The sequence below is a fragment of the Terrabacter sp. C0L_2 genome (assembly GCF_036352015.1).
Classification (GTDB): Bacteria; Actinomycetota; Actinomycetes; order Actinomycetales; family Dermatophilaceae; genus Terrabacter; species Terrabacter tumescens.
Genome location: NZ_CP143557.1, coordinates 262234 through 282983, shown reverse-complemented (window position 1 = coordinate 282983; position 20750 = coordinate 262234). Strand labels below are relative to the sequence as shown.

The following is a 20750-nucleotide window of genomic DNA, read 5'->3' as shown; positions in this document are numbered from 1 at the left end:
CGGTTTTGACAATCACGACCCGGCCGGAGCAGATTGAGCGAGGACCTGTTCACCAGACCATCAGCATCACGATCTCCACCTAGCTCACAAGGAGTCACCCATGGCACGTGCGGTCGGAATTGACCTCGGTACCACCAACTCGGCCGTCTCCGTCCTCGAGGGCGGCGAGCCGAGCATCATCGCGAACGCCGAGGGCGGGCGCACGACGCCGTCCGTCGTCGCGTTCTCCAAGAACGGCGAGGTACTCGTCGGCGAGGTGGCCAAGCGCCAGGCCGTCACCAACGTCGACCGGACGATCCGCTCCGTCAAGCGCCACATGGGCACCGACTGGAAGTCGCCCGAGATCGACGGCAAGACCTACACGGCGCAGGAGATCAGCGCCCGCATCCTCCAGAAGCTGAAGCGCGACGCCGAGTCCTACCTCGGCGAGTCGGTGACCGACGCCGTCATCACCGTCCCCGCGTACTTCGACGACGCCGAGCGCCAGGCCACCAAGGAGGCCGGTGAGATCGCGGGCCTCAACGTCCTGCGCATCGTCAACGAGCCCACCGCGGCGGCTCTCGCCTACGGCCTCGACAAGGGCAAGGAGGACGAGCTCATCCTCGTCTTCGACCTCGGTGGCGGCACGTTCGACGTGTCCCTCCTCGAGGTCGGCAAGGACGCCGAGGACGGCTTCGCCACGATCCAGGTGCGCGCGACCAACGGTGACAACCACCTCGGTGGCGACGACTGGGACGACGTCGTCGTCCAGCACCTCATCACGCAGGTGAAGAACAAGACCGGCCAGGACCTGTCCAAGGACAAGATCGCGATGCAGCGCCTCCGCGACGAGGCCGAGCGCGCCAAGAAGGAGCTCTCCACCGCGACGAGCACCAACATCTCGGCCCAGTACATCTCGATGACGCCCGAGGGCCCGATCCACCTCGACGAGACCCTGACGCGTGCGCAGTTCGAGCAGATGACCAAGTCGCTCCTCGACCGCACCAAGGCGCCGTTCCACAAGGTCATCGAGGACGCCGGCATCAAGGTCGCCGACATCGACCACGTCGTGCTCGTCGGTGGCTCGACCCGCATGCCGGCCGTCACCGCGCTCGTCACCGAGCTGACCGGCGGCAAGGCCCCCAACAAGGGCGTCAACCCCGACGAGGTCGTCGCCATGGGCGCGAGCCTGCAGGCCGGTGTCCTCAAGGGTGAGCGCAAGGACGTCCTGCTCATCGACGTCACGCCGCTCTCGCTCGGCATCGAGACCAAGGGTGGCCTGTTCACCAAGCTCATCGAGCGCAACACCGCGATCCCGACGAAGCGCTCGGAGATCTTCAGCACCGCCGACGACAACCAGCCCTCGGTCCTCATCCAGGTCTTCCAGGGTGAGCGCGAGATCGCCCAGCACAACAAGTCGCTCGGCACCTTCGAGCTGACCGGCATCGCGCCGGCCCCGCGCGGCGTGCCGAAGATCGAGGTCACCTTCGACATCGACGCCAACGGCATCGTCAACGTCAGTGCCAAGGACCAGGGCACCGGCAAGGAGCAGAAGATGACGATCACCGGCGGCTCGGCGCTGTCGAAGGAAGAGATCGACAAGATGGTCAAGGACGCCGAGGCGCACGCCGACGAGGACCGGAAGCGTCGCGAGGAGGCCGAGGTCCGCAACCAGGCCGAGCAGCTCGTCTTCTCGACCGAGTCCTTCCTCAAGGAGTCCGGCGACAAGGTCCCGGCCGACGTCAAGACGCCGGTGGAGGAGTCGCTCGCCGACCTCAAGGCGTCCATCGCCGAGGGCTCCGAGGCCAGCGCCGACGACATCAAGGCCAAGGTCGAGGACCTCAACACCAAGTCCCAGGCCATGGGCCAGGCCGTCTACGCCTCGGAGCAGGCCTCGGCCAACGCCGCCGGTGCGCAGGACGGCTCGCCCTCGGGTGAGAGCACGTCGGGCACGTCGGACGCGTCGGGCAACGCCGACGAGGACGTCGTCGACGCCGAGGTCGTCGACGACGACGAGGCCAAGGACGCCAAGTGAACGAGTCCCCGAACCAGGGCACGTCCGGCGAGCAGCCCGACGTGACCGGCACGGGCGCGACGGGTGCCGGCGGCGACGCCGCCGGCACCCCGCCCCGGGGCGGCTCCGGCGAGTCCCAGCACGGGGAGCGCCACCACACGTACTACGAGGGCGGCCCGGGCGCTTCGTCCGAGCCCGGTGGCGAGGACGAGTTCGACCACCCCGCAGGCGAGTCCGCTCCGTCCTCCGACCCGGAGGAGGGCGTCGCCCTCGCCGAGGAGGACACCATGGCCGCGACGCTGCTCGCGGACCTGCAGCGACTGCAGGCCGAGTACGTCAACTACAAGAAGCGCGTCGACCGCGACCGCGAGGTCATCCGGCACACCGCGGTGGGCAGCGTCGTCGAGTCGCTGCTGCCGGTGCTCGACGACATCCACATGGCGCGCCAGGCCGGCGACCTCGCCGGTGGCCCGTTCGCGGCCATCGCCGACAAGCTCGAGTCCACCCTCGGCCGCTACGGCGTCGAGCGCCTGGGCGAGGCCGGGCAGGAGTTCGACCCCAACGTGCACGAGGCCCTCATGCACGTCGAGGCCGAGCTCCCCGAGGGCGCGACGGGCACCACCGTCGTGCAGGTGCTGCAGCCGGGCTACCGCATCGGTGACCGGCTCGTCCGGGCCGCGCGGGTGTCGGTTGCCGACCCCACCTGAGACGTCCGCCGCCGGGCTGCACACGCAGCCCGGCGGCATACCCGATGATGGGAGCAGCGTGAGAGTCACCGCGAAGGAGGAGGTGCGCCATGGCTAGTCAGGACTGGTTCGAGAAGGACTTCTACGCGATCCTCGGCGTGCCCCAGGACGCCGACGCCGCGACGATCAAGAAGACCTACCGCAAGGTCGCGCGCACGATGCACCCCGACCACAACGTCGGGGACGCCAAGGCCGAGGAGCGCTTCAAGGAGGTCGGCGAGGCGTATGCCGTGCTGTCCGACCCCGAGAAGCGCCGCGAGTACGACGCGATCCGTGCCATGTCCCACGGCGGCGCCCGCTTCACCGCGGGTGGCGCCGGCGGTCAGGGTGCCGGCTTCGAGGACATCTTCTCGGCCTTCGGTGGCGCGGGTGGCCCCGGTGGCCAGCGCGTCCGCTTCAACACCGGTGGAGCGGGTGGTGGCCAGCCCAACCTCGAGGACATCCTCGGCCAGATGTTCGGCGGCGGGGCCCCCGGTGCCGGCTATGGCGGCTACGGCGCGACGCCCGGCCCGCGCCCCGGCGCCGACGTCCAGGCGAGCACCCACATCGCCTTCCGCGACGCCGTGCAGGGCTCCACGGTCTCGCTCAGCTCGCCCGACCTCGGGCGCATCAACGCCCGCATCCCGGCGGGCGTCAAGGACGGTCAGCGGATCCGTCTGCGCGGCAAGGGCCGTCAGGGCGACCCTGGCGCCCCGGCCGGTGACCTGATCCTGACGGTCTCGGTCGACAAGCACCCGGTCTTCGGGCGCGACGGCGACAACCTCACGCTCGACCTCCCGGTCACCTTCGCCGAGGCCGCGCTCGGCGCGACCGTCGCCGTGCCCACGCTCGACGGCGGCTCGGTCAAGGTCAAGGTCGCTCCCGGCACGCCGAGCGGCCGCGTCCTCCGGCTCAAGGGCCGTGGGGTCAAGCGCGGCGACCACGTCGGCGACCTGCTCGCCAAGGTGCAGGTCGTCGTGCCGCAGCGGCTGACCGACGAGGCGCGCGAGGCCGTCGAGAAGATGGCCGCGGCCGAGGACGGCCACGACCCGCGCGCCGACCTGTTCCAGCGCGCCCGAGCCTGACGAGAGCCCGACGAGAGCCGACGAGAGCCGACGAGAGGAGGTGGCGATGATGGCCCGCAAGAGCGCCCGCACCGGCGGGCACGACGACGACGCCCCGGTCTTCGTCATCTCCGTCGCGGCCGAGCTCGCCGGCATGCACGCCCAGACGCTGCGTCAGTACGACCGCCTCGGGCTCGTCTCGCCGTCGCGCACGCGCGGCGGCGGGCGCCGTTACAGCACGCGCGACGTCGAGCTGCTCCGCGAGGTGCAGCGCCTGTCGCAGGAGGGGGTGTCGCTCGCCGGCATCCAGCGCATCCTCGACCTCGAGAACCACGTCGCAGCTCTCCGCTCCCGGGTCGAGGAGCTGACCTCCGAGCTGGCGGCCGCCCAGGTCGCGCTGTCGTCGGGGGCCCGCGTCTTTGCGGTGGGCCCGAGGGGCGAGGTCGTGGCCGTGCGCCCCGGCCAGCGGCCGCCGCGGCCGCACTCCTCGCAGGCCCTCGTCGTGTGGCGACCCGAGCGCTGAGCGAGCCGGGGCCTCTCGGAGGGCACCCGCGTCGCGGGGGGTGCACCTCCGCGTAGCGGGCCGCCGGGCCGTTGGCGTGTGACAGACTGTGCTGCGGCCTCAAGCAGATGGGGCGCGCCCGTTTGAAGCCGCCGGAGGCTGCATCTTGATCCCACTCCCGGAGGTCGTGTGACCCCGCACCATCCGGAGGGCAACCTCCCGGGCTCCTCACAGGCGCACCTCCCTGCCGACGGGTCCGCGTACCAGGGCGAGATGTCGAGCCTGTTCGAGCGCACCGACTGGGCGGCGACGCCGCTCGGCCCGCTCGAGTCGTGGCCCGACACGCTGCGCGTCATGGTCGACGTCAGCCTGTCGTCCCGCTTCCCCATCCTCGTGTGCTGGGGACCCGACCTCGTCATGGTCTACAACGACGGCTACCGCTCCCTGCTCGGCGAGAGCAAGCACCCCGGTGCGTGGGCGCGGCCCGTGCGTGACGTCTGGCCCGAGGTCTGGGACGTCATCGGCCCGATGTTCGCCGAGGTCACGGGCGGTGGCGCCGCGACGTGGGTCGAGGACGAGCTGCTCGTCGTCGACCGCGCGGGCTTCCTCGAGGAGGCCTACTTCACGTGGTCGTACGGCGCCATCCACGACGAGTCCGGTGCCGTCGTCGGCGTGCTCAACGTCGCCACCGAGACGACGGCCAAGGTGCTCGCCGAGCGTCGCGCTGAGGTCTCCTCGAGCCTCGCCGCAGCCCTCTCCGACGCCAGGACGCCCGAGGACGTGCGCGTCCGCACCCTCGACGTCCTGCGCTCGCACCGGCACGACCACGTCACGAGCGACCTGCGCTGGGGGCCGCCCGGCGACGACGTCCCGTCCGTCGACGGTGAAGGGCGACGCGTGCACGTCGTGCCCGTCGTCGAGCCCGGCCTCACCGAGCCGACGGCACACCTGCTGCTGACCGAGAACCCCCAGCGGCCCTGGGACGCGCAGCTGCGGACGTACGCCGAGCTGTGCGCCTCCCACGTGGCGAGCGCTCTCAGCGGCATCCGCAGCCTCCAGGACGAGCGGCACCGCGCCGAGGCCCTGGCCGAGCTCGACGCCGCCAAGACCGACTTCTTCGCCAACGTCAGCCACGAGCTGCGCACGCCGCTCACCCTCATCGCGGGACCCGTCCAGGACGCCCTGGAGGCCGACGGGCTCGATCCCGAGCAGCGTTCGCGCTTCGAGCTGATCCGCCGCAACACCGACCGGCTCACCGCCCTCGTCGACCGCATCCTCGACCTGACCAGGGTCGAGGCTGGGGTCGTCGAGCCGCACTGGGTGTCGGCCGACGTCGAGGAGCTCACGACCGGCATCGCCGCGAACTTCCGGCCGGCCATCGAGCGCACCGGCCTGACCTTCGAGGTGCTCTGCGACGAGCTCGACCACGAGGCGTTCGTCGACGTCGACATGTTCGAGCGGGTCGTGCTCAACCTGCTCTCCAACGCGCTGAAGTTCACCCCGCGGGGCGGCATCACGCTGCGGCTGACCGGCAGCGCCGAGGGCTTCGCCGTGGCGGTCAGCGACACCGGCATCGGCATCCTCGAGAAGGACCTCGACCTCGTCTTCGACCGTTTCCGCCAGCTCGACCGCGGTGAGGACCGCCGCTCCCGCGAGGGGGCCGGCATCGGCCTGTCTCTCGTGCGCCAGCTCGTCGAGCTCATGGGCGGGCGCGTCTCGGTCGAGTCGGTCCACGGCCAGGGCAGCACGTTCACGGTGTCGTTCCCGTGGGGCGAGCCGGCGTCGCGCGAGGCGCTGCGCCCCTCGATCACGGTGCGGTCGGCCGAGTCGTTCATCGACGAGGCCAGCAGCTGGGTGATCCGCGACGACGTCGCGGCCGGCATGGGTGCGAGCGCCGCGGCCGTCTCCGGGGGCGCTGCTGCCCGGACCGATGCAGGGACCAGCGCCTCGAGCTCCTCGCCGCTCGGGGGAGCCCGGCCGACGCTGCTCGTCGTCGAGGACAACCACGACATGCGCGACTACATCGCGCGGCACTGCGTCGTCGACTACGACGTCCTGTCGGTGCGCGACGGGGTCGAGGCCCTCGAGCACCTGCGCCTGAGTCGTCCGGCGATCGTCCTCGCCGACGTCATGATGCCGCGCATGGACGGCCTGACGCTCGTGCGCGAGATCCGGGCCGACCCTGCGCTGCGGGACCTGCCGGTGGTGCTGCTGTCGGCGCGGGCCGGCGTCGAGGCGAGCACCACCGGGCTGCTCGAGGGCGCTGACGACTACGTCGTCAAGCCGTTCCAGCCCGAGGAGCTGCGGGCACGCCTCGCCGCCAACCTCGTCCGGTCCCGGTCGCGGTCCCGCGACGCGGCATGGCTGCGGGCCATCCTCGGTGCCATCCAGGAGCCGTTCGTCGTCGTCGACGCCGACGGGCTCGTCGTGCAGGTCAATGACGCCTTCACCCGCACGTTCGGCTGGTCGCTCGCCGACGGCCCGCTCGTGCCGCCCTACCCGTGGTGGGTCCCCGAGTCGCAGTCTTCCGACGAGCGGCGCCAGCACGAGCGGCGCATGGACCTGCTGCAGGCGGGTCAACCCGTCGAGGACGACCGCTACCGCATCCTTCGGCGCGGCGGCGGCGAGGCGTGGGTGCACGTGCGGTCTGGGAGCGTCCCGGGCACGGCGGAGTACGACGGTTTCATCATCGTCGTCATCCGCGACGAGACGCGCGAGCGCGAGTCGCGCATGCGGCGTGAGCTCGCCGCGCGGATCGCCGTCGACCTCGCAACCGCCGATGACCTCGACCAGGTGCTGGCGACCGCCGTCACCGGCTTCACCGTGCTCTTCGACGGCGGGGTGACGCTGCGGGTGGCCCCGACCAAGGGCACGCCGGTCGTGCTGTCCCCGCGGGGACGGGTCGACGTCTCGGAGCTCGAGGACGGCGTGCGCGAGGGGCTGATGTCCTCGCCGCACGGCCACGAGGTGCTCCTCGGTGACAAGCGCGATGGACTGCTGCTCCTGCCCTCGGCGCACGAGTCCGACTGCCGGGCCTGGGTGCAGTTCGACGAGCCGCGCCACGTCTCGAGTGACGAGCTCATCGTCGGTGACCTCCTCGCCCAGTCGCTGGGCCAGGCCGTCGACCGGGTGGTCGCCCAGCAGGCGCGGGCCGAGAAGGAGCACCAGCTCGAGCAGGCCATCGAGAGCCACCGGCTCATCGGCCACGCCGTCGGCGTCCTCATCGAGCGCCACCGCATCACGGCGAAGCAGAGCTTCGAGATGCTGCGGCAGGCGTCGCTCAACCGCAACATCAAGCTGCGCGAGATCGCGGCCCGCGTCGTCGAGAGCGGTCAGGACCCCGACCGGGCCTGACCCGACCCGCACCCCAACGGCTCCCGGCGCCCTCGTGGCTCCGGGGGCCGCGGTGTCCGGGCGCCGCTGCGACGGGCGGCGACCGGCCCATCAGGCGATTGGGCCGTGTCTGGTTTTGTCCGTCGGTGGGGCGGGATGCAACACTGTGCTGCCTCCAAGTTCGCGGGCCTTCCCACGCGTACCCAGGAGGCCCCGTGACCGCCCTGCCACCGGCGACGGCTGCGAACGACGACAGCGTCGAGCACGCAGCTCGCGTCACCGCGGCAGCCCGGCTGCTCGTGTGCTCCGAGGACCTCGAGGAGGCCCTCGCCGTGGCGGCCTCGACGATCGGGGCCGTGCTCGGCGGCGAGGCGGTGCTGCGCGTGACGGCGACCCAGCACGACCTGCACGCGAGCGCGTCCGGTGTCGTGCCGCCGGCGGCCCTGTCGCCCTCGGTGCGCTCGGTCCTGTCCGCACCGACCGCCGCCGGTGAGGCCCGCGCCCAGGACGGGCGCGGGATCCTGCTCGAGTCGTCGGGCACCCGCGCCACCTGCCGCGTGTGGGTGGGGGGCGCCGTGACCGCGCAGCCCGGTGTCGCCGACTGCGTCGTCGCGGAGCTGCTGCTGCACTCGCTCGCCCAGGCCGTCGACCGCATCGTCATGGTCGACCGCTTCCGGCAGAACGAGGCCAACCTCGAGCGTGCCGTCGAGAGCCACCGGCTCGTGGGCCAGGCCATGGGCATCCTCATCGAGCGCCACCGGATCCTGTCCGAAGAGGCGTTCGAGGTGCTGCGCCGCGCGTCGCAGGACCACAATGTCAAGCTGCGCGAGGTCGCCCGACGCGTCATCGAGACGGGCGCCGAGCCGGACGAGGTCGTCTGACCGTCCTACGCTGGCGCCGTGGGCACGACTGCAGGAGCTGACGACGCGAACGGGACCAGGGAGCACCTCATCGTGCTGCCCGAGCGGGACGTCGCCGAGTCGCTCGCCGACGACCTCGAGGCCGAGGGCCTGTCCGACGTCCGTGTCGTCCGTGAGGCGCTCGCCGGTGAGGACGACTCCGAGGCCCACGAGTGGGCGGTCTACGTGCGCACGCCGTCCGACCCTGCGTATGCCGTGCGCTTCGAGGCGCTTGCCGCCGCGCACGACGGGTGGTACGACCCCGACCCGCACGGCTGAGCTCTCGGGTCGGCTCAGGGCCGGGCTGTCGTCAGCGTCCGAGGAGGCGCGCCAGGAAGCCGCGCGGCGGCTCGATGAGCGCGGAGGGGAGCGGCTCGGCGGACGTCGAGGTCGTCTGCGAGGGCGTCGACGACGAGGTCGGGGCGCCGTCGGTCGACGACGTCGGGGTGGCCGCGCCGCCGAGGCTCGTCACGACCCGCTCGAGCAGGGCGTCGACCTCGGCCATCTCGTAGCCGCGCCGGCCCGTGGTCGTCGGGAAGCGGCTGGACTGCGCCGTCTGCACGATCTCGTGGTCGGCAACGCCCACCGTCAGCTGCCCCACGATGGTGTCGATGACGTCGTCGACTGCATCCTCCCGGTAGCCGGCCCGGAACTGGGTCGTGCGGAAGCGCGCGGTGCGCAGCTCGTCGGCGAGAGCGGTTCGGTCCATGCGCCCGAGACTAGGTGGAGGAGGAGGCGGAGCGTGGGAACGGGCCCGGCGGCGCGCGCCGGGCGGCATACGTCACCTTCCTCTGACGCACGAAGTTGAGCGGAATACACTCAAGTCAGCACCGGTTGACGCCTGTGAACCCATCCCGTTACCAGGAGCACGCATGGATCTGTCTCTGACCACCAAGGCGCAGGAGGCCTTTGCCCAGGCCGCGACGACCGCGACGGGCAAGCACCACCCCAACATCGAGCCGGCGCACCTGCTGCTCGCGCTGGCGGCCCAGAGTGGCACGACCACCCCGGCCCTGCTCACCGCGGCGGGCTCGAGCGTCGCCGCAGCGACGGCCGCAGCCGAGCGCGCCATGGCCACGATGCCGCAGGTCACCGGCGGCACCCAGCAGCCCCAGCTCTCGCCCACCGGCCTGCGCGTCATCCAGCAGGCCCAGCAGTACATGACCGCCATGGGAGACTCGTACGTCTCCACCGACCACCTGCTGCTGGCCATCGCGCGCACGGGACAGTTCGGCCTCGACGCCGACGCGATCGAGAAGGCGATCCCCGAGCTGCGGGGCGGGCGACCCGTGACGTCCGACAACCCCGAGGGCACCTTCGAGGCGCTCGCGAAGTACGGCACCGACCTCACCGCCCGCGCCCGTGAGGGCAAGCTCGACCCCGTCATCGGCCGCGACGCCGAGATCCGCCGGGTCGTGCAGGTCCTCTCCCGCCGCACGAAGAACAACCCCGTCCTCATCGGTGAGCCCGGCGTCGGCAAGACGGCTGTCGTCGAGGGTCTCGCCCAGCGCATCGTCGAGGGCGACGTGCCCGAGAGCCTGCGCGACAAGACGCTCTACAGCCTCGACCTCGGCGCCATGCTTGCCGGGGCGAAGTACCGCGGCGAGTTCGAGGAGCGGCTCAAGGCCGTCCTCGAGGAGATCAAGGCCAGCGACGGCCAGATCGTCACCTTCATCGACGAGATCCACACCGTCGTCGGCGCGGGCGCCGGCGGCGAGGGCGCCATGGACGCCGGCAACATGCTCAAGCCCATGCTGGCCCGCGGCGAGCTGCGGCTCGTGGGCGCCACGACCTTGGACGAGTACCGCAAGCACATCGAGAAGGACGCCGCCCTCGAGCGCCGCTTCCAGCAGGTCTTCGTCGGCGAGCCGTCGGTCGAGGACACCATCGCGATCCTGCGCGGGCTCAAGGAGCGCTACGAGGCGCACCACAAGGTGACGATCGCCGACTCCGCGCTCGTCGCGGCCGCCTCCCTCAGCGACCGCTACATCAGCGGACGGCAGCTGCCGGACAAGGCCATCGACCTCATCGACGAGGCCGCCTCGCGCCTGCGCATGGAGATCGACTCGAGCCCCGTCGAGATCGATGAGCTGCGCCGCGCCGTCGACCGGCTCAAGATGGAGGAGTTCGCCCTCGAGCAGGAGACCGACGAGGCGAGCAAGGAGCGGCTCGCCCGGCTGCGCAAGGACCTCGCCGACCGGTCCGAGGAGCTCGCGGCCCTCAACGCCCGGTGGGAGGCCGAGAAGGCCGGCCTCAACGCCGTCGGTGACATCAAGGCCCAGATCGACGACCTCCGGGTGCAGGCCGACCGGCTCCAGCGCGAGGGCGACCTCGCGGGCGCGTCCAAGCTCGCCTACGGCGACATCCCCGCCCTCGAGAAGCAGCTCGCGACTGCCCAGGAGCGCGAGGCGGCGGCCACGTCCGTCGACGAGGAGCCGATGGTCAAGGAGGAGGTCGGCGCCGACGACATCGCCGACGTCATCTCGGCCTGGACCGGCATCCCTGCCGGGCGGCTCATGGAGGGCGAGTCCGAGAAGCTGCTGCACATGGAGCAGCACATCGGCGCCCGCCTCGTCGGGCAGACCGACGCCGTGCGTGCCGTCTCCGACGCCGTCCGCCGCACGCGGGCCGGCGTCTCGGACCCCGACCGGCCCACCGGCAGCTTCCTCTTCCTCGGCCCGACGGGTGTCGGCAAGACCGAGCTGGCCAAGAGCCTCGCCGACTTCCTCTTCGACGACGAGCGCGCGATGGTGCGCATCGACATGTCGGAGTACTCCGAGCGGCACTCGGTCGCGCGTCTCATCGGGGCGCCCCCCGGCTACGTCGGCTACGAGGAGGGCGGCCAGCTCACCGAGGCCGTGCGCCGGCGCCCCTACTCGGTGATCCTGCTCGACGAGGTCGAGAAGGCCCACCCCGAGACGTTCGACATCCTGCTCCAGGTGCTCGACGACGGGCGGCTCACCGACGGCCAGGGTCGCACCGTCGACTTCCGCAACGTCATCCTCGTGCTGACCTCCAACCTCGGGTCGCAGTTCCTCACCGACCCGCTGCTGAGCCCTGAGGCGCGCCGCGAGTCGGTGATGGGCATCGTGCGCTCGTCGTTCAAGCCGGAGTTCCTCAACCGGCTCGACGAGGTCGTCGTCTTCGACGCCCTGAGCCGCGACGACCTCGCGCACATCGTCGACCTGCAGGTGCGGGCCTTCGCCGAGCGGCTCGCCGACCGGCGGATCACCCTCGAGGTCACCGACGACGCCCGCCAGTGGCTCGCGACGCGTGGCTTCGACCCGGCCTACGGCGCCCGCCCGCTGCGCCGGCTCGTCCAGCGCGAGATCGGCGACCGGCTGGCCCGGGGGCTGCTCTCGGGTGAGGTCCGCGACGGCGCCACCGTGCAGGTCGGCGTCGACGCTGCAGGGGAGTCGCTCACCCTCGGCTGAAGACCTCTGCGTCCCAACCGAACTCACGGGCGGCCGCGACGTTCTCGTCGCGGTCGTCCGTGAACCACACCTCGTCACGGGCCACCACGCGCCCGAGGTCGGCCTCGATCGCCCGGTGGGCTGCGGCATACGCCAGCGGGTCGGGCTTGACCACGCCGAAGTCCGCGCTGTTGAGCAGGCCGTCGAAGAGGCGCGTGATCCCGAGCAGCTCCATCTCCTGCGGCACGTAGTCGGTGCCGTTGGTGAAGACGTAGGTGCGGTGCCCGGCCGAGCGGAGCGCCCGGAGACGCTCGACGGTCTCGTCGATCACGGTGCCGCGGTGCTCGCGCCAGCGCGTCATGTGCTCGCGCACCCGCGCCGGCTCGGGGACGACGTCCTCGAGCGCGGCGCAGATGGCGGCATACCACTCGTCGAAGCTGCGCCGGCCGGTGATGGTCGGCAGCAGCAGCTCGCTGCGGAACGCCGTCGCCGCGACGTGCCCGGCGGGCAGCCCGAGGGCCGCCTCGATGGCCGGGTTCGCGTCGCCGGGAGCGAAGTCCCGCACGACGCCGTCGAGGTCGAAGACGTATGCCGTGTGCTCCCTCACGCCGCCCCGTCGCGCTGCTGGGCGCGCTCGTCGGCGTAGGCGGGGTCTGTGGTCGAGTCGGAGGTCGAGCCGGTGTCGTGGCCGGTGTCGTGGCCGGTGTCGTGGCCGGTGTCGGCGTGGGAACCGGTGGGGTCGACCGACTCGGTCTGGTCGGTCCGGTCGCTGCGGCGGCTGCCGCGGGTCTCGGCCGGGCGCTCGACGCTGCCGGCCGAGCGCTGGTCGTCGGTCCACGACGCGGTGCCCTCGTGGACGTTGCCCTCGGCGCGGCCGGTCACGACATCGGCGACCGACGGGCCCTCGCGCTCGCGCCACTCGGCCTCGCGGCGCGACAGCTCGGCCTCACGGGTGTCGAGGCCCTCGTGCCGGGCCGCCAGCTCGCTCTCGCGGCGGCGCAGGTCCTCGTCGCGCAGGCCGGACTCCTGGAGGCGGTGCTCGTGGTCGCGGCGGGCGGCCTCGGCGTTCTCCTCGACCTCGGCCAGACGGGCCGACTCCTTCTCCTCACGGCGCAGGCGGACCCGGCGGCGGGCGGCGGCCGAGATCATCGCCCAGCCGAGCGCGAAGAGCAGGACCGCGACGGCGCCGTAGATCGCGAGCTCGAGCGGGGTCGCGTTGCGGGTGAAGCCGAAGGCCGAGACGGGGACCGTCCCGGCGGCGGCGTGCGTCGCCAGGTAGGTGACGACGCCGGCTCCGGCGCCGATCAGCAGCAGGATCACTCCGAGCAGGGCCATGGGTTCGTGCTCCTTCGTCAGGTGGCGGGGTGGTCCCGCCGTGATCGTCCCCGACCCTAGCCATACCCACCTGGCCGGACCCACGTCGACGAGACCGCCCGAGCGCGGCCCCGCGCGGCCGACCGGAGGGGGCGGCTCCGCTCGGTTAGCCTGACCCCCATGCGCATCACGGGAAAGCTCGCCGCCGCCGCCCTCTCGGCGCTCTGCGTCGTCACGGTGGCGTCCTGCTCGAGCGACTCGGGGGGCTCTGCGGCAGGGCAGACGCAGCAGTCGCCTGCGCAGCGCCTCGCTGCCGCCAAGGCCAAGGTCGACGCCGCGCCGTCGGTGCACCTCACGCTGGCGAGCGCCGACGTGCCCCAGGGGGCGAGCGGCGTCGTGTCGGCCGACGGCTGGGGCAAGCACCCGCCGGCGTTCAAGGGCACCTTCAAGGTGACGCTCAAGGGGGTGCAGGCCGACGCCGAGATCACCTCGCTCGACGGCGACGTCTACGCCAAGCTGCCGCTCATCCCCGGCACCAACAAGATCGACCCCAAGGCCTTCGGCCTGCCCGACCCGGCCGTGCTCTTCTCGCCCGACAAGGGCCTGACCACCCTGCTGACCGCGACGACGTCGCCGGTCGCGGGCGACCAGGTGCGCCGTGGCTCCGAGGTGCTCACGACGATCAAGGGCAGCGTGCCGGGCAAGGCGGTCACCGACCTCTTCCTCATCGGCGATCCCAACGGCACCTTCACGGCGACCTACGGCCTGACCGACGCCTCGGAGCTGCGGCAGGTCGTCATCACGGGGCCGTTCTTCGGGGCCGGCACGACCTCGACCTACACCCTGACGCTCGACCAGTACGGCAAGCCCGTCACGATCACCAAGCCCTGACCTGCCGGTGACCTCCAGCGCCCAGCCCGTCGGCACCCACCGTTTCGCGCTGCTCTCGGCGGCGTCCGCGGCCGTGGCCCTCGCGGCCGCCGACACCTACGTCGTCGTCCTCGCCCTGACCGACATGATGGCCGGGGTCGGCATCGGCATCGACGCGCTGCAGCGCGCGACGCCGATCATCTCCGGCTTCCTCCTCGGCTACATCGCCGTGCTGCCGCTCATCGGGCGCCTGTCCGACCTGCTCGACCGGCGCCGCATCCTGCTCGGCTGCCTCCTCGTCTTCGTCGTCGGCTCGGCCGTCACGGCACTCGCCGTCGAGATGCCGGTGCTCGTCACGGGGCGCGTGCTCCAGGGCATCGGCGGCGGCGGGCTCGTGCCGGCGACGCTCGCCCTCGTCGCTGACCTGTGGCCGCCGCACCGGCGCGGCACGCCGCTCGGCGTCGTCGGCGCCGTGCAGGAGCTGGGCTCGGTGCTCGGCCCGGTGATCGGCGCCGTCGTGCTCGCGTGGTCGGGTTGGCGGGCGATCTTCTGGCTCAACGTCGCTGCGGCCCTCGTGCTGTATGCCGTCATCCACCTCCTCGGCGCCCGCGGGCTGCCGTCGGGGTCGGCGCCCGAGCTCGCGCGGTCGCGCAGGGGGCGGGCCGTCCCGGTCGTGGCGGCGGTGCTGACCGTGCTCGGTCTGGGCGTCACGGGGCTCGCGCTCGCGGCGCCCGAGGCGCTCGTCACCGACGTGGCGCTCGGTGCGCCCTTCGTCCCGTTCGCCAGCACGTCGCGGGTGCTGACCCCGATCGGCGTGGTGGGCCTCGGGCTGCTGCTCGTCGTCGTGGTGCTCACCGCCCCGCGCTGGTGGGCCGTCCTGCGGCGCGCCGACCTCGTCGGGGCGGCGCTCGTGGCCGTCGCCCTCGGCAGCCTCGTGCTGACCTTCGCGTCGTCCGACCCGGAGAAGGAGGTCGTCGGACCGCTCGGCTACAGCCTGCTGCCGGTCGGTGCGGCCGCCCTCATCGTGCTCGCGTGGTGGCACCGCCGCGCCGCCGACCCGCTCATCCCGCGTGGGGTCGTCGGGGCCCGCGGGCTGCGTGCGCTCGTCGTCAGCCTGCTCGTCGGCGCCGCGCTCGTGGCGGTCGTCGTCGACGTGCCCCTGCTCGCGCGCCTCACCGACACCTACGACGAGACAGGCGCCGCCCTGGTGCTGGTCCGCTTCCTGCTGGCCGTGCCCGTCGGCGCGCTCCTCGGCGGGTGGTCGCTGCGCCGCCTCGGCGACGGCGCCGTGGCCGGGGTGGGGCTCCTGCTCGCCGGGGGCGGCCTGCTCGTCATGTCGCGCTGGACCCTGGACTCGGTCAGCCAGACGGTGCCGGCCACGGTCGTGCTCGTCGTCGTCGGGCTCGGCATGGGCCTGGCCCTCGCGCCGGTCAACAACGCCGCGCTCGCCGACTCACCGGCCGACGCGCACGGCGTCGCGAGCTCGCTCGTCGTCGTCGCCCGCATGGTCGGGATGGTCGTCGGTCTCGCCCTGCTCACCTCGATCGGGCTCAACCGCTACTTCGAGGCGGTGCGCCGCCTGCCGGACCAGCTCGACACCGATGACCTCATCGGGGCCGGCGTCGTCCAGGTGCAGACGGTCTTCCTCGGCGGCGCGATCGCCGCGCTCGTCGGTGCAGCGGTGGCGTTCACCCTCGGTGTCAGTGGCCGCGTGACCGCGGCCGAGCCAGCCGACGCCGACGCGCCCCGCTTCGTCGCTCTCTGACGGAGAAGCAGCGGAGAGCGTGACCGCGGCTGACGGCAGACGTGTCACGCTGCCGTCCGACGCCGGCGGCGACCTCCGGTCCTGGCTGCTGGTCCTGGCTGCTCAGGCGGTCGGGGTGCCGGCGCGCATCTCGGCGAGCAGACCGCGCACCTCGTCGGCGAGGACCTCGGTGGCCTCCCACGGCAGCATGTGCCCGCCGCGGGCGATGTCGACGAAGGTCGCGTGCGGCAGCGCGACACGCAGCGCGCGCGCTCGCGTCACCGGCATGAGCGGGTCCAGCCGGCCGGCCACGATGGCGACCCGGACGCGTTCGAGGGCGGGGAAGCCGGCGCGCTGGTCGACGCCGAGCAGCGCACCGTAGAAGGCAGCGAAGGTCGTCAGCTTGGTCGCGGCGACCTGGTCGCACGCGGCCTCGACGTCCACCGGGTCGGCGCCGGCGCCGAAGAGCCCGCGCACGAGGGCGCGGATCCGGCCGTTGCCGCCCGGGGGAAGCGGCAGGCCCTTGGCAGCCAGGCGCATGACGGCCGCCTCGCCGGTGCGCTCGCCGAGGGCGACATGGGACGACGCCGTCGCGACGAGGAGCGCCGCCCGCACCCGGGAGCCGAAGAGGTCAGGCCGCTGCTCCGCTAGCGCCATGACCGTCATGCCGCCCATCGAGTGCCCGGCGAGGAGCACGGGGGACGCCGGCGGCACGACGCTGCGCAGCACGACGTCGAGGTCGCGCCCGGTGTGCTCGACCGACACCGAGGCGATCTCGGGCCGGCGCAGCCCGATCGTCGAGCGCCCGTGCCCCCGCTGGTCCCACAGCACGATCCGGACCGGCTCGTCGGCGAGCTTCTCGACGACCGGGAGCCAGCTCTCGTGGTTGACGGCCCACCCGTGGGCCAGGACGAGCGTCGGTGCGTCCGGCGGCAGCTCGGGGTCGACGTGGGTGTGGACGGACAGGATGGCGCCGTCGGGCGTGACGATGCCGCGGCGGTCGTGGCGCCTCACGCGTCGGACCCCGACGGCTCGCCGACCTGGAAGACGACCGGGGCGTGGTCCGACGCGCCCTTGCCCTTGCGCTCCTCGCGGTCGATGGCGGCGCCGACCACTCGCTGGGCGAGGGCGGGGGAGCACAGGGCGAAGTCGATGCGCATGCCCTGGCGCTTCCGGAAGCGCAGCTGGGTGTAGTCCCAGTAGGTGAAGGTGCCCGGCTCGCTCGTGTGCGGGCGCACGACGTCGCTGTAGCCCGCGTCGACGACGGCCTGGAAGGCGGCCCGCTCGCCGGGCGAGGTGTGCGTGCGGCCCTCGTAGTAGGGCACGCTCCACACGTCGGCGTCGGTCGGGGCGATGTTCCAGTCGCCGAGCAGCGCGATCTGCGCGTCGGGGTCGTCGGCGAGCCAGCCCCGGCCGGCGGCTGCGAGGGCCTCGAGCCAGCTCAGCTTGTAGCCGAGGTGCGGGTCGTCGAGCGCCCGGCCGTTGGGCACGTAGAGGGACCACACGCGTACGCCGTTGCACAGCGCCCCGATGGCGCGGGCCTCGGGCGCGGCCGGCTCGCCCCAGCCGGGCTGGCCGTCGAAGCCGACCCGGACGTCCTCGAGGCCGACCCGCGAGACGACGGCGACGCCGTTCCACTGGCTGAGGCCGTGGTGGGCCACCTCGTAGCCGAGGGCCTCGAACCGCTCGAGCGGGAACTGGTCCTCGCGGGCCTTGGTCTCCTGGATCGCGAGCACGTCGACGTCGCTGCGCTCGAGCCAGGCGGCGACGCGGTCGATGCGGGACCGGATGGAGTTGACGTTCCAGGTGGCGATGCGCACAGTCGGCCACCCTAGACCGCCGGGTCGGCGCCGTGTGCCTAGGGTGAGCCGCATGACTGCAGAGCGCGCGACGCGACCCACGGCCCTCGTCACGGGCGCCAGCGCCGGCATCGGCCACGAGTTCGCGCGGCAGCTCGCGGCTCGCGGGCACGACCTCGTGCTCGTCGCCCGCGACCGCGCGCGCCTCGACGCCGTGGCCGCAGAGCTGACGAGCAGGTATGCCGTGTCGGCCGAGGTGCTCGTCGCCGACCTCTCCGACCGGGCGGCGCTGCAGACGGTCGCCGACCGGGTGGCCGACCCGGACCGGCCCGTCGACGTGCTCGTCAACAACGCCGGCTACGGCCAGCGCCGCAGCTTCCTGCGCAACGACGTCGCGGTCGAGGAGGCGGCGTTCGACGTGCTCACCCGTGCGGTGCTCGTGCTGTCGCACGCGGCCGGGGTCGCGATGCGCGAGCGCGGCCGCGGTCGCATCGTCAACGTCTCGTCGGTAGCGGGGTTCATCGCCTCGGGTTCCTACTCCGCCGCCAAGGCCTGGGTGACGACCTTCAGCGAGGGCCTCGCGAGCGAGCTCGCCGGCTCGGGCGTCACGGTGACGGCCCTGTGCCCCGGCTTCACCAACACCGAGTTCCAGCAGCGGGCCGGCATCAGCAAGCCGGGACCCGACTTCATGTGGCTCGACCCGACGAGGCTCGTCTCCGACTGCCTCGACGACGTCGGCAAGGGGCGGGTGCTGTCGGTGCCCGGCCTGCAGTACAAGGCGATCGTCGGCCTGCTGCGGGTCGTCCCGCGCTCGCTGGTGCGCAGCCGGGCGCGCCTCGTCCGCCGCTGACCGCGCCCTGACTGTGCCCTGACCGCGCCCTGACCGACCTGTCTGACCCGCGCCGCAGCAGGCGACCCCGGGTGTCCCGCCGGCCTTTGACTTCGAGTACTTGAAGTTCCTACCGTCGTAGGGGTGAGCGCACCGACGACCGGACACACCTACACGATCAAGGAGGCCGCAGCCCTGACCGGGCTGCCGGCCAGCACGCTGCGCTACTACGAGACCATCGGGGTCATCGCCCCCGTCAGCCGCGGCGCGAGCAGCGGCCACCGGGTCTACGACGAGAGCGACCTCGACCAGCTCATGTGGGTCGCGTGCCTCGCCGCGACGGGCATGTCCGTCGCCGACATGCGCAGCTACGTCGCCAACGGACCGCTCGGCGCCCAGCGGGCCGACGAGCAGATCCGGCTGCTCACCGAGCAGCAGCGCCGGCTCGCGGCAGAAGCCGAGCAGGTCGCCCTGCGTCAGCGCTACGTGCGGATCAAGGTCGACTACTGGCACGCGGTCGCCGCCGGTGACCCCGAGCGCGCCGAGCTGCTCTCGGAGCAGGCCCGGGCGCTCGCCGACGCCCTGAGGCGGGTCCGGCCGCAGTAGCCCCCGGCCCACAGCTCCACCCCGCAGTTCCACCCGCTGCTCCGCCCCGGCGTGGCTCCCGCCGCGCTGCGCTGCGCCATGCCTCGCCAGCACCCCCGCACACCGACCGAGGAGGACGACCGTGCAGATCACCCGCAGCACCACCGAGACCGGCACCATCAAGGGACCGGCCGACTGGTTCACCGGCGACGTCTACATCGACGCCGTGGCCGCCGCCCCCGCCCCGTCGAGGCTCTCGGCCAACCTCGTGCACTTCATGCCCGGCGCCCGCACGCACTGGCACCGCCACCCCCTGAGCCAGACCGTCTTCGTCACCGAGGGGATCGGGCTCTGCCAGCGCCGCGGCGGCCCCGTCGAGGTCATCCGCCCCGGCGACCGCGTCCTCTTCGAGGCCGACGAGGAGCACTGGCACGGCGCGGCCCCGAACCGGCTCATGGTCCACCTCGCCGTCAACGAGGGCGACGACGACCACGACGTCGTGCACTGGCTCGAGCCGGTGACCGACGAGGAGTACGCCGCGGCACCCGCCCAGGGCTGAGCCGCCTCCCCAGACCCACCTCCAGAAACGCACGACCCACCTCCCAGAAGGAGAACCCCATGAAGGTCAACGCCTACGCCGCCCCCGCCGCCGGAGAGCCGCTGGCTCCCACCACGATCGAGCGCCGGGCCGTCGGCCCGAACGACGTCCTCATCGAGATCGAGTTCGCCGGCATCTGCCACTCCGACATCCACACGGTCAACGGGGACTGGGGCCCGCAGCCCTTCCCGGTCGTGCCGGGGCACGAGATCGTCGGTCGCGTCACCGAGGTCGGCGCCGACGTCAGCCGCCACTCGGTCGGTGACCGCGTCGGGGTCGGCTGCATGGTGAACTCGTGCGGCGAGTGCACCAACTGCCGCAACGGCGACGAGCAGTACTGCTCCCAGGGCATGGTCGGCACGTACGCCGCGACGGACCGCGACGGCACGACGACCCAGGGCGGCTACTCGACGCACGTCGTCGTCGACGCCGACTACGTCCTGACGGTCCCGGACGGCATCGACCCCGCCGCGGCGGCGCCGCTGCTGTGCGCCGGCATCACGACCTACGCGCCGCTGCGCAAGTGGCAGGCCGGCCCCGGCAAGAAGGTCGCGGTCGTCGGCCTCGGCGGTCTCGGCCACATGGCCGTCAAGATCGCGCACGCCCTCGGCGCCGAGGTGACCGTGCTGTCGCAGTCGCTGAAGAAGCAGGAGGACGGCCTGCGGCTGGGCGCCGACCACTACTTCGCGACGTCCGACCCGGGCACCTTCGAGACGCTCGCCGGCCGCTTCGACCTCATCGTCAACACGGTGAGCGCGAAGATCGACCTCGACGCCTACCTCGGCCTGCTCGCCGTCGACGGGACGCTCGTCAACGTCGGTGCCCCGGCCGAGCCGCTCGACGTCAACGTCTTCTCGCTCATCGGTGGCCGGCGCTCGTTCGCCGGCTCGATGATCGGCGGCATCGCCCTGACGCAGGAGATGCTCGACTTCTGCGCCGAGCACCACATCGGTGCGGAGGTCGAGGTCATCCCGGCCGAGAAGGTCAACGAGGCCTACGAGCGCGTGCTCGCCTCCGACGTGCGCTACCGCTTCGTCATCGACGCCTCGACCCTGGCGTGAGCCACCCGGGCGTCCCACCGG

At 72.6% G+C, this 20750-nt stretch carries 19 protein-coding genes; 14 read left to right on the top strand and 5 right to left on the bottom strand.

The features are described from left to right. The first annotated feature begins 100 nt into the window (after positions 1 to 100). The 7 genes from dnaK (at position 101) to U5C87_RS01320 (ending at position 8795) form a co-directional block, all read left to right on the top strand. Positions 101 to 2014: a molecular chaperone DnaK gene (gene dnaK, locus U5C87_RS01350; protein WP_330474864.1), complete on the top strand. Its 1914-nt coding sequence runs from the start codon at positions 101 to 103 to the stop codon at positions 2012 to 2014. Then, entirely contained in the window at positions 2011 to 2700 is a 690-nt protein-coding gene (locus U5C87_RS01345) for a nucleotide exchange factor GrpE (RefSeq protein WP_330474863.1), read from the top strand. Before dnaK ends, U5C87_RS01345 begins: the two co-directional genes overlap by 4 nt. Positions 2701 to 2789: 89 nt before the next feature. Next, positions 2790 to 3803: a DnaJ C-terminal domain-containing protein gene (locus U5C87_RS01340; RefSeq protein ID WP_330474862.1), complete on the top strand. Its 1014-nt coding sequence runs from the start codon at positions 2790 to 2792 to the stop codon at positions 3801 to 3803. A gap of 49 nt (positions 3804 to 3852) precedes the next feature. Continuing rightward, the gene (locus tag U5C87_RS01335; RefSeq protein WP_443082119.1) at positions 3853 to 4305 is read left to right on the top strand and encodes a heat shock protein transcriptional repressor HspR; all 453 of its coding nucleotides are present in this window, start codon (positions 3853 to 3855) and stop codon (positions 4303 to 4305) included. A gap of 252 nt (positions 4306 to 4557) precedes the next feature. Then, positions 4558 to 7638, top strand: a complete 3081-nt coding sequence (locus U5C87_RS01330; RefSeq protein WP_330474860.1) for an ATP-binding protein — start codon at positions 4558 to 4560, stop codon at positions 7636 to 7638. A 194-nt stretch (positions 7639 to 7832) separates the two neighbouring features. After that, positions 7833 to 8498 carry an ANTAR domain-containing protein gene (locus U5C87_RS01325; RefSeq protein WP_330474859.1) on the top strand — a complete coding sequence of 222 codons (666 nt, stop codon included), beginning with the start codon at positions 7833 to 7835 and terminating at the stop codon, positions 8496 to 8498. 18 nt (positions 8499 to 8516) lie between these two features. Next, positions 8517 to 8795 carry a hypothetical protein gene (locus tag U5C87_RS01320; protein ID WP_330474858.1) on the top strand — a complete coding sequence of 93 codons (279 nt, stop codon included), beginning with the start codon at positions 8517 to 8519 and terminating at the stop codon, positions 8793 to 8795. 31 nt (positions 8796 to 8826) lie between these two features. Here U5C87_RS01320 and U5C87_RS01315 read toward each other — a convergent pair whose 3' ends face one another. Then, positions 8827 to 9225 (bottom strand): DivIVA domain-containing protein, encoded by a 399-nt coding sequence (locus tag U5C87_RS01315; RefSeq protein ID WP_330474857.1) that lies wholly within the window; start codon positions 9223 to 9225, stop codon positions 8827 to 8829. A 163-nt stretch (positions 9226 to 9388) separates the two neighbouring features. Between U5C87_RS01315 and clpB the strand changes: the two genes are divergently transcribed. Further along, the gene (gene clpB, locus U5C87_RS01310) at positions 9389 to 11950 is read left to right on the top strand and encodes an ATP-dependent chaperone ClpB (RefSeq protein ID WP_330474856.1); all 2562 of its coding nucleotides are present in this window, start codon (positions 9389 to 9391) and stop codon (positions 11948 to 11950) included. On the opposite strand, the gene U5C87_RS01305 is transcribed toward clpB, so the two are convergent. Continuing rightward, entirely contained in the window at positions 11937 to 12536 is a 600-nt protein-coding gene (locus U5C87_RS01305; protein WP_330474855.1) for an HAD family hydrolase, read from the bottom strand. The genes clpB and U5C87_RS01305 overlap by 14 nt on opposite strands. Next, on the bottom strand, positions 12533 to 13264 hold the full coding sequence (locus U5C87_RS01300; protein ID WP_330474854.1) for a hypothetical protein: 732 nt from the start codon (positions 13262 to 13264) through the stop codon (positions 12533 to 12535). The genes U5C87_RS01305 and U5C87_RS01300 overlap by 4 nt, the downstream gene beginning before the upstream one ends. 159 nt (positions 13265 to 13423) lie before the next feature. Here U5C87_RS01300 and U5C87_RS01295 point away from each other — a divergent pair, with 159 nt between their 5' ends. Together U5C87_RS01295 and U5C87_RS01290 are read left to right on the top strand one after the other, a co-directional pair. Next, positions 13424 to 14134: an LppX_LprAFG lipoprotein gene (locus U5C87_RS01295; RefSeq protein ID WP_330474853.1), complete on the top strand. Its 711-nt coding sequence runs from the start codon at positions 13424 to 13426 to the stop codon at positions 14132 to 14134. 7 nt (positions 14135 to 14141) lie between these two features. Beyond that, positions 14142 to 15878: an MFS transporter gene (locus U5C87_RS01290; protein ID WP_330474852.1), complete on the top strand. Its 1737-nt coding sequence runs from the start codon at positions 14142 to 14144 to the stop codon at positions 15876 to 15878. A gap of 102 nt (positions 15879 to 15980) precedes the next feature. Here the strand turns inward: U5C87_RS01290 and U5C87_RS01285 are convergent, their stop codons facing one another. Both U5C87_RS01285 and U5C87_RS01280 read right to left on the bottom strand, forming a co-directional pair. Continuing rightward, positions 15981 to 16871: an alpha/beta fold hydrolase gene (locus U5C87_RS01285; protein WP_330474851.1), complete on the bottom strand. Its 891-nt coding sequence runs from the start codon at positions 16869 to 16871 to the stop codon at positions 15981 to 15983. Then, positions 16868 to 17677: an exodeoxyribonuclease III gene (locus U5C87_RS01280; protein WP_330474850.1), complete on the bottom strand. Its 810-nt coding sequence runs from the start codon at positions 17675 to 17677 to the stop codon at positions 16868 to 16870. The genes U5C87_RS01285 and U5C87_RS01280 overlap by 4 nt, the downstream gene beginning before the upstream one ends. 52 nt (positions 17678 to 17729) lie before the next feature. On the opposite strand from U5C87_RS01280, the gene U5C87_RS01275 reads away from it, so the two are divergent. From U5C87_RS01275 to U5C87_RS01260, 4 genes are all read left to right on the top strand, one after another. Further along, positions 17730 to 18506 carry an SDR family NAD(P)-dependent oxidoreductase gene (locus U5C87_RS01275; RefSeq protein WP_330474849.1) on the top strand — a complete coding sequence of 259 codons (777 nt, stop codon included), beginning with the start codon at positions 17730 to 17732 and terminating at the stop codon, positions 18504 to 18506. 123 nt (positions 18507 to 18629) lie between these two features. Then, positions 18630 to 19091, top strand: coding sequence for a MerR family transcriptional regulator (locus tag U5C87_RS01270; protein ID WP_030199069.1), 462 nt, complete (start codon positions 18630 to 18632; stop codon positions 19089 to 19091). Positions 19092 to 19212: 121 nt separating this feature from the next. After that, positions 19213 to 19629 (top strand): (R)-mandelonitrile lyase, encoded by a 417-nt coding sequence (locus U5C87_RS01265; RefSeq protein ID WP_330474848.1) that lies wholly within the window; start codon positions 19213 to 19215, stop codon positions 19627 to 19629. Positions 19630 to 19688: 59 nt separating this feature from the next. Continuing rightward, on the top strand, positions 19689 to 20729 hold the full coding sequence (locus tag U5C87_RS01260; protein ID WP_330474847.1) for an NAD(P)-dependent alcohol dehydrogenase: 1041 nt from the start codon (positions 19689 to 19691) through the stop codon (positions 20727 to 20729). Positions 20730 to 20750: the final 21 nt, after the last annotated feature.

Excerpts from the sequence above, each read along its gene's own strand:
- clpB (WP_330474856.1), top strand. The coding sequence starts at position 9,389 with ATGGATCTGTCTCTGACCACCAAGGCGCAGGAGGCCTTTGCCCAGGCC.
- U5C87_RS01300 (WP_330474854.1), bottom strand. The coding sequence starts at position 13,264 with ATGGCCCTGCTCGGAGTGATCCTGCTGCTGATCGGCGCCGGAGCCGGC.
- U5C87_RS01335 (WP_443082119.1), top strand. The coding sequence starts at position 3,853 with ATGGCCCGCAAGAGCGCCCGCACCGGCGGGCACGACGACGACGCCCCG.
- U5C87_RS01260 (WP_330474847.1), top strand. The coding sequence starts at position 19,689 with ATGAAGGTCAACGCCTACGCCGCCCCCGCCGCCGGAGAGCCGCTGGCT.
- U5C87_RS01295 (WP_330474853.1), top strand. The coding sequence starts at position 13,424 with ATGCGCATCACGGGAAAGCTCGCCGCCGCCGCCCTCTCGGCGCTCTGC.
- U5C87_RS01315 (WP_330474857.1), bottom strand. The coding sequence starts at position 9,225 with ATGGACCGAACCGCTCTCGCCGACGAGCTGCGCACCGCGCGCTTCCGC.
- U5C87_RS01340 (WP_330474862.1), top strand. The coding sequence starts at position 2,790 with ATGGCTAGTCAGGACTGGTTCGAGAAGGACTTCTACGCGATCCTCGGC.
- U5C87_RS01275 (WP_330474849.1), top strand. The coding sequence starts at position 17,730 with ATGACTGCAGAGCGCGCGACGCGACCCACGGCCCTCGTCACGGGCGCC.
- U5C87_RS01330 (WP_330474860.1), top strand. The coding sequence starts at position 4,558 with ATGTCGAGCCTGTTCGAGCGCACCGACTGGGCGGCGACGCCGCTCGGC.
- dnaK (WP_330474864.1), top strand. The coding sequence starts at position 101 with ATGGCACGTGCGGTCGGAATTGACCTCGGTACCACCAACTCGGCCGTC.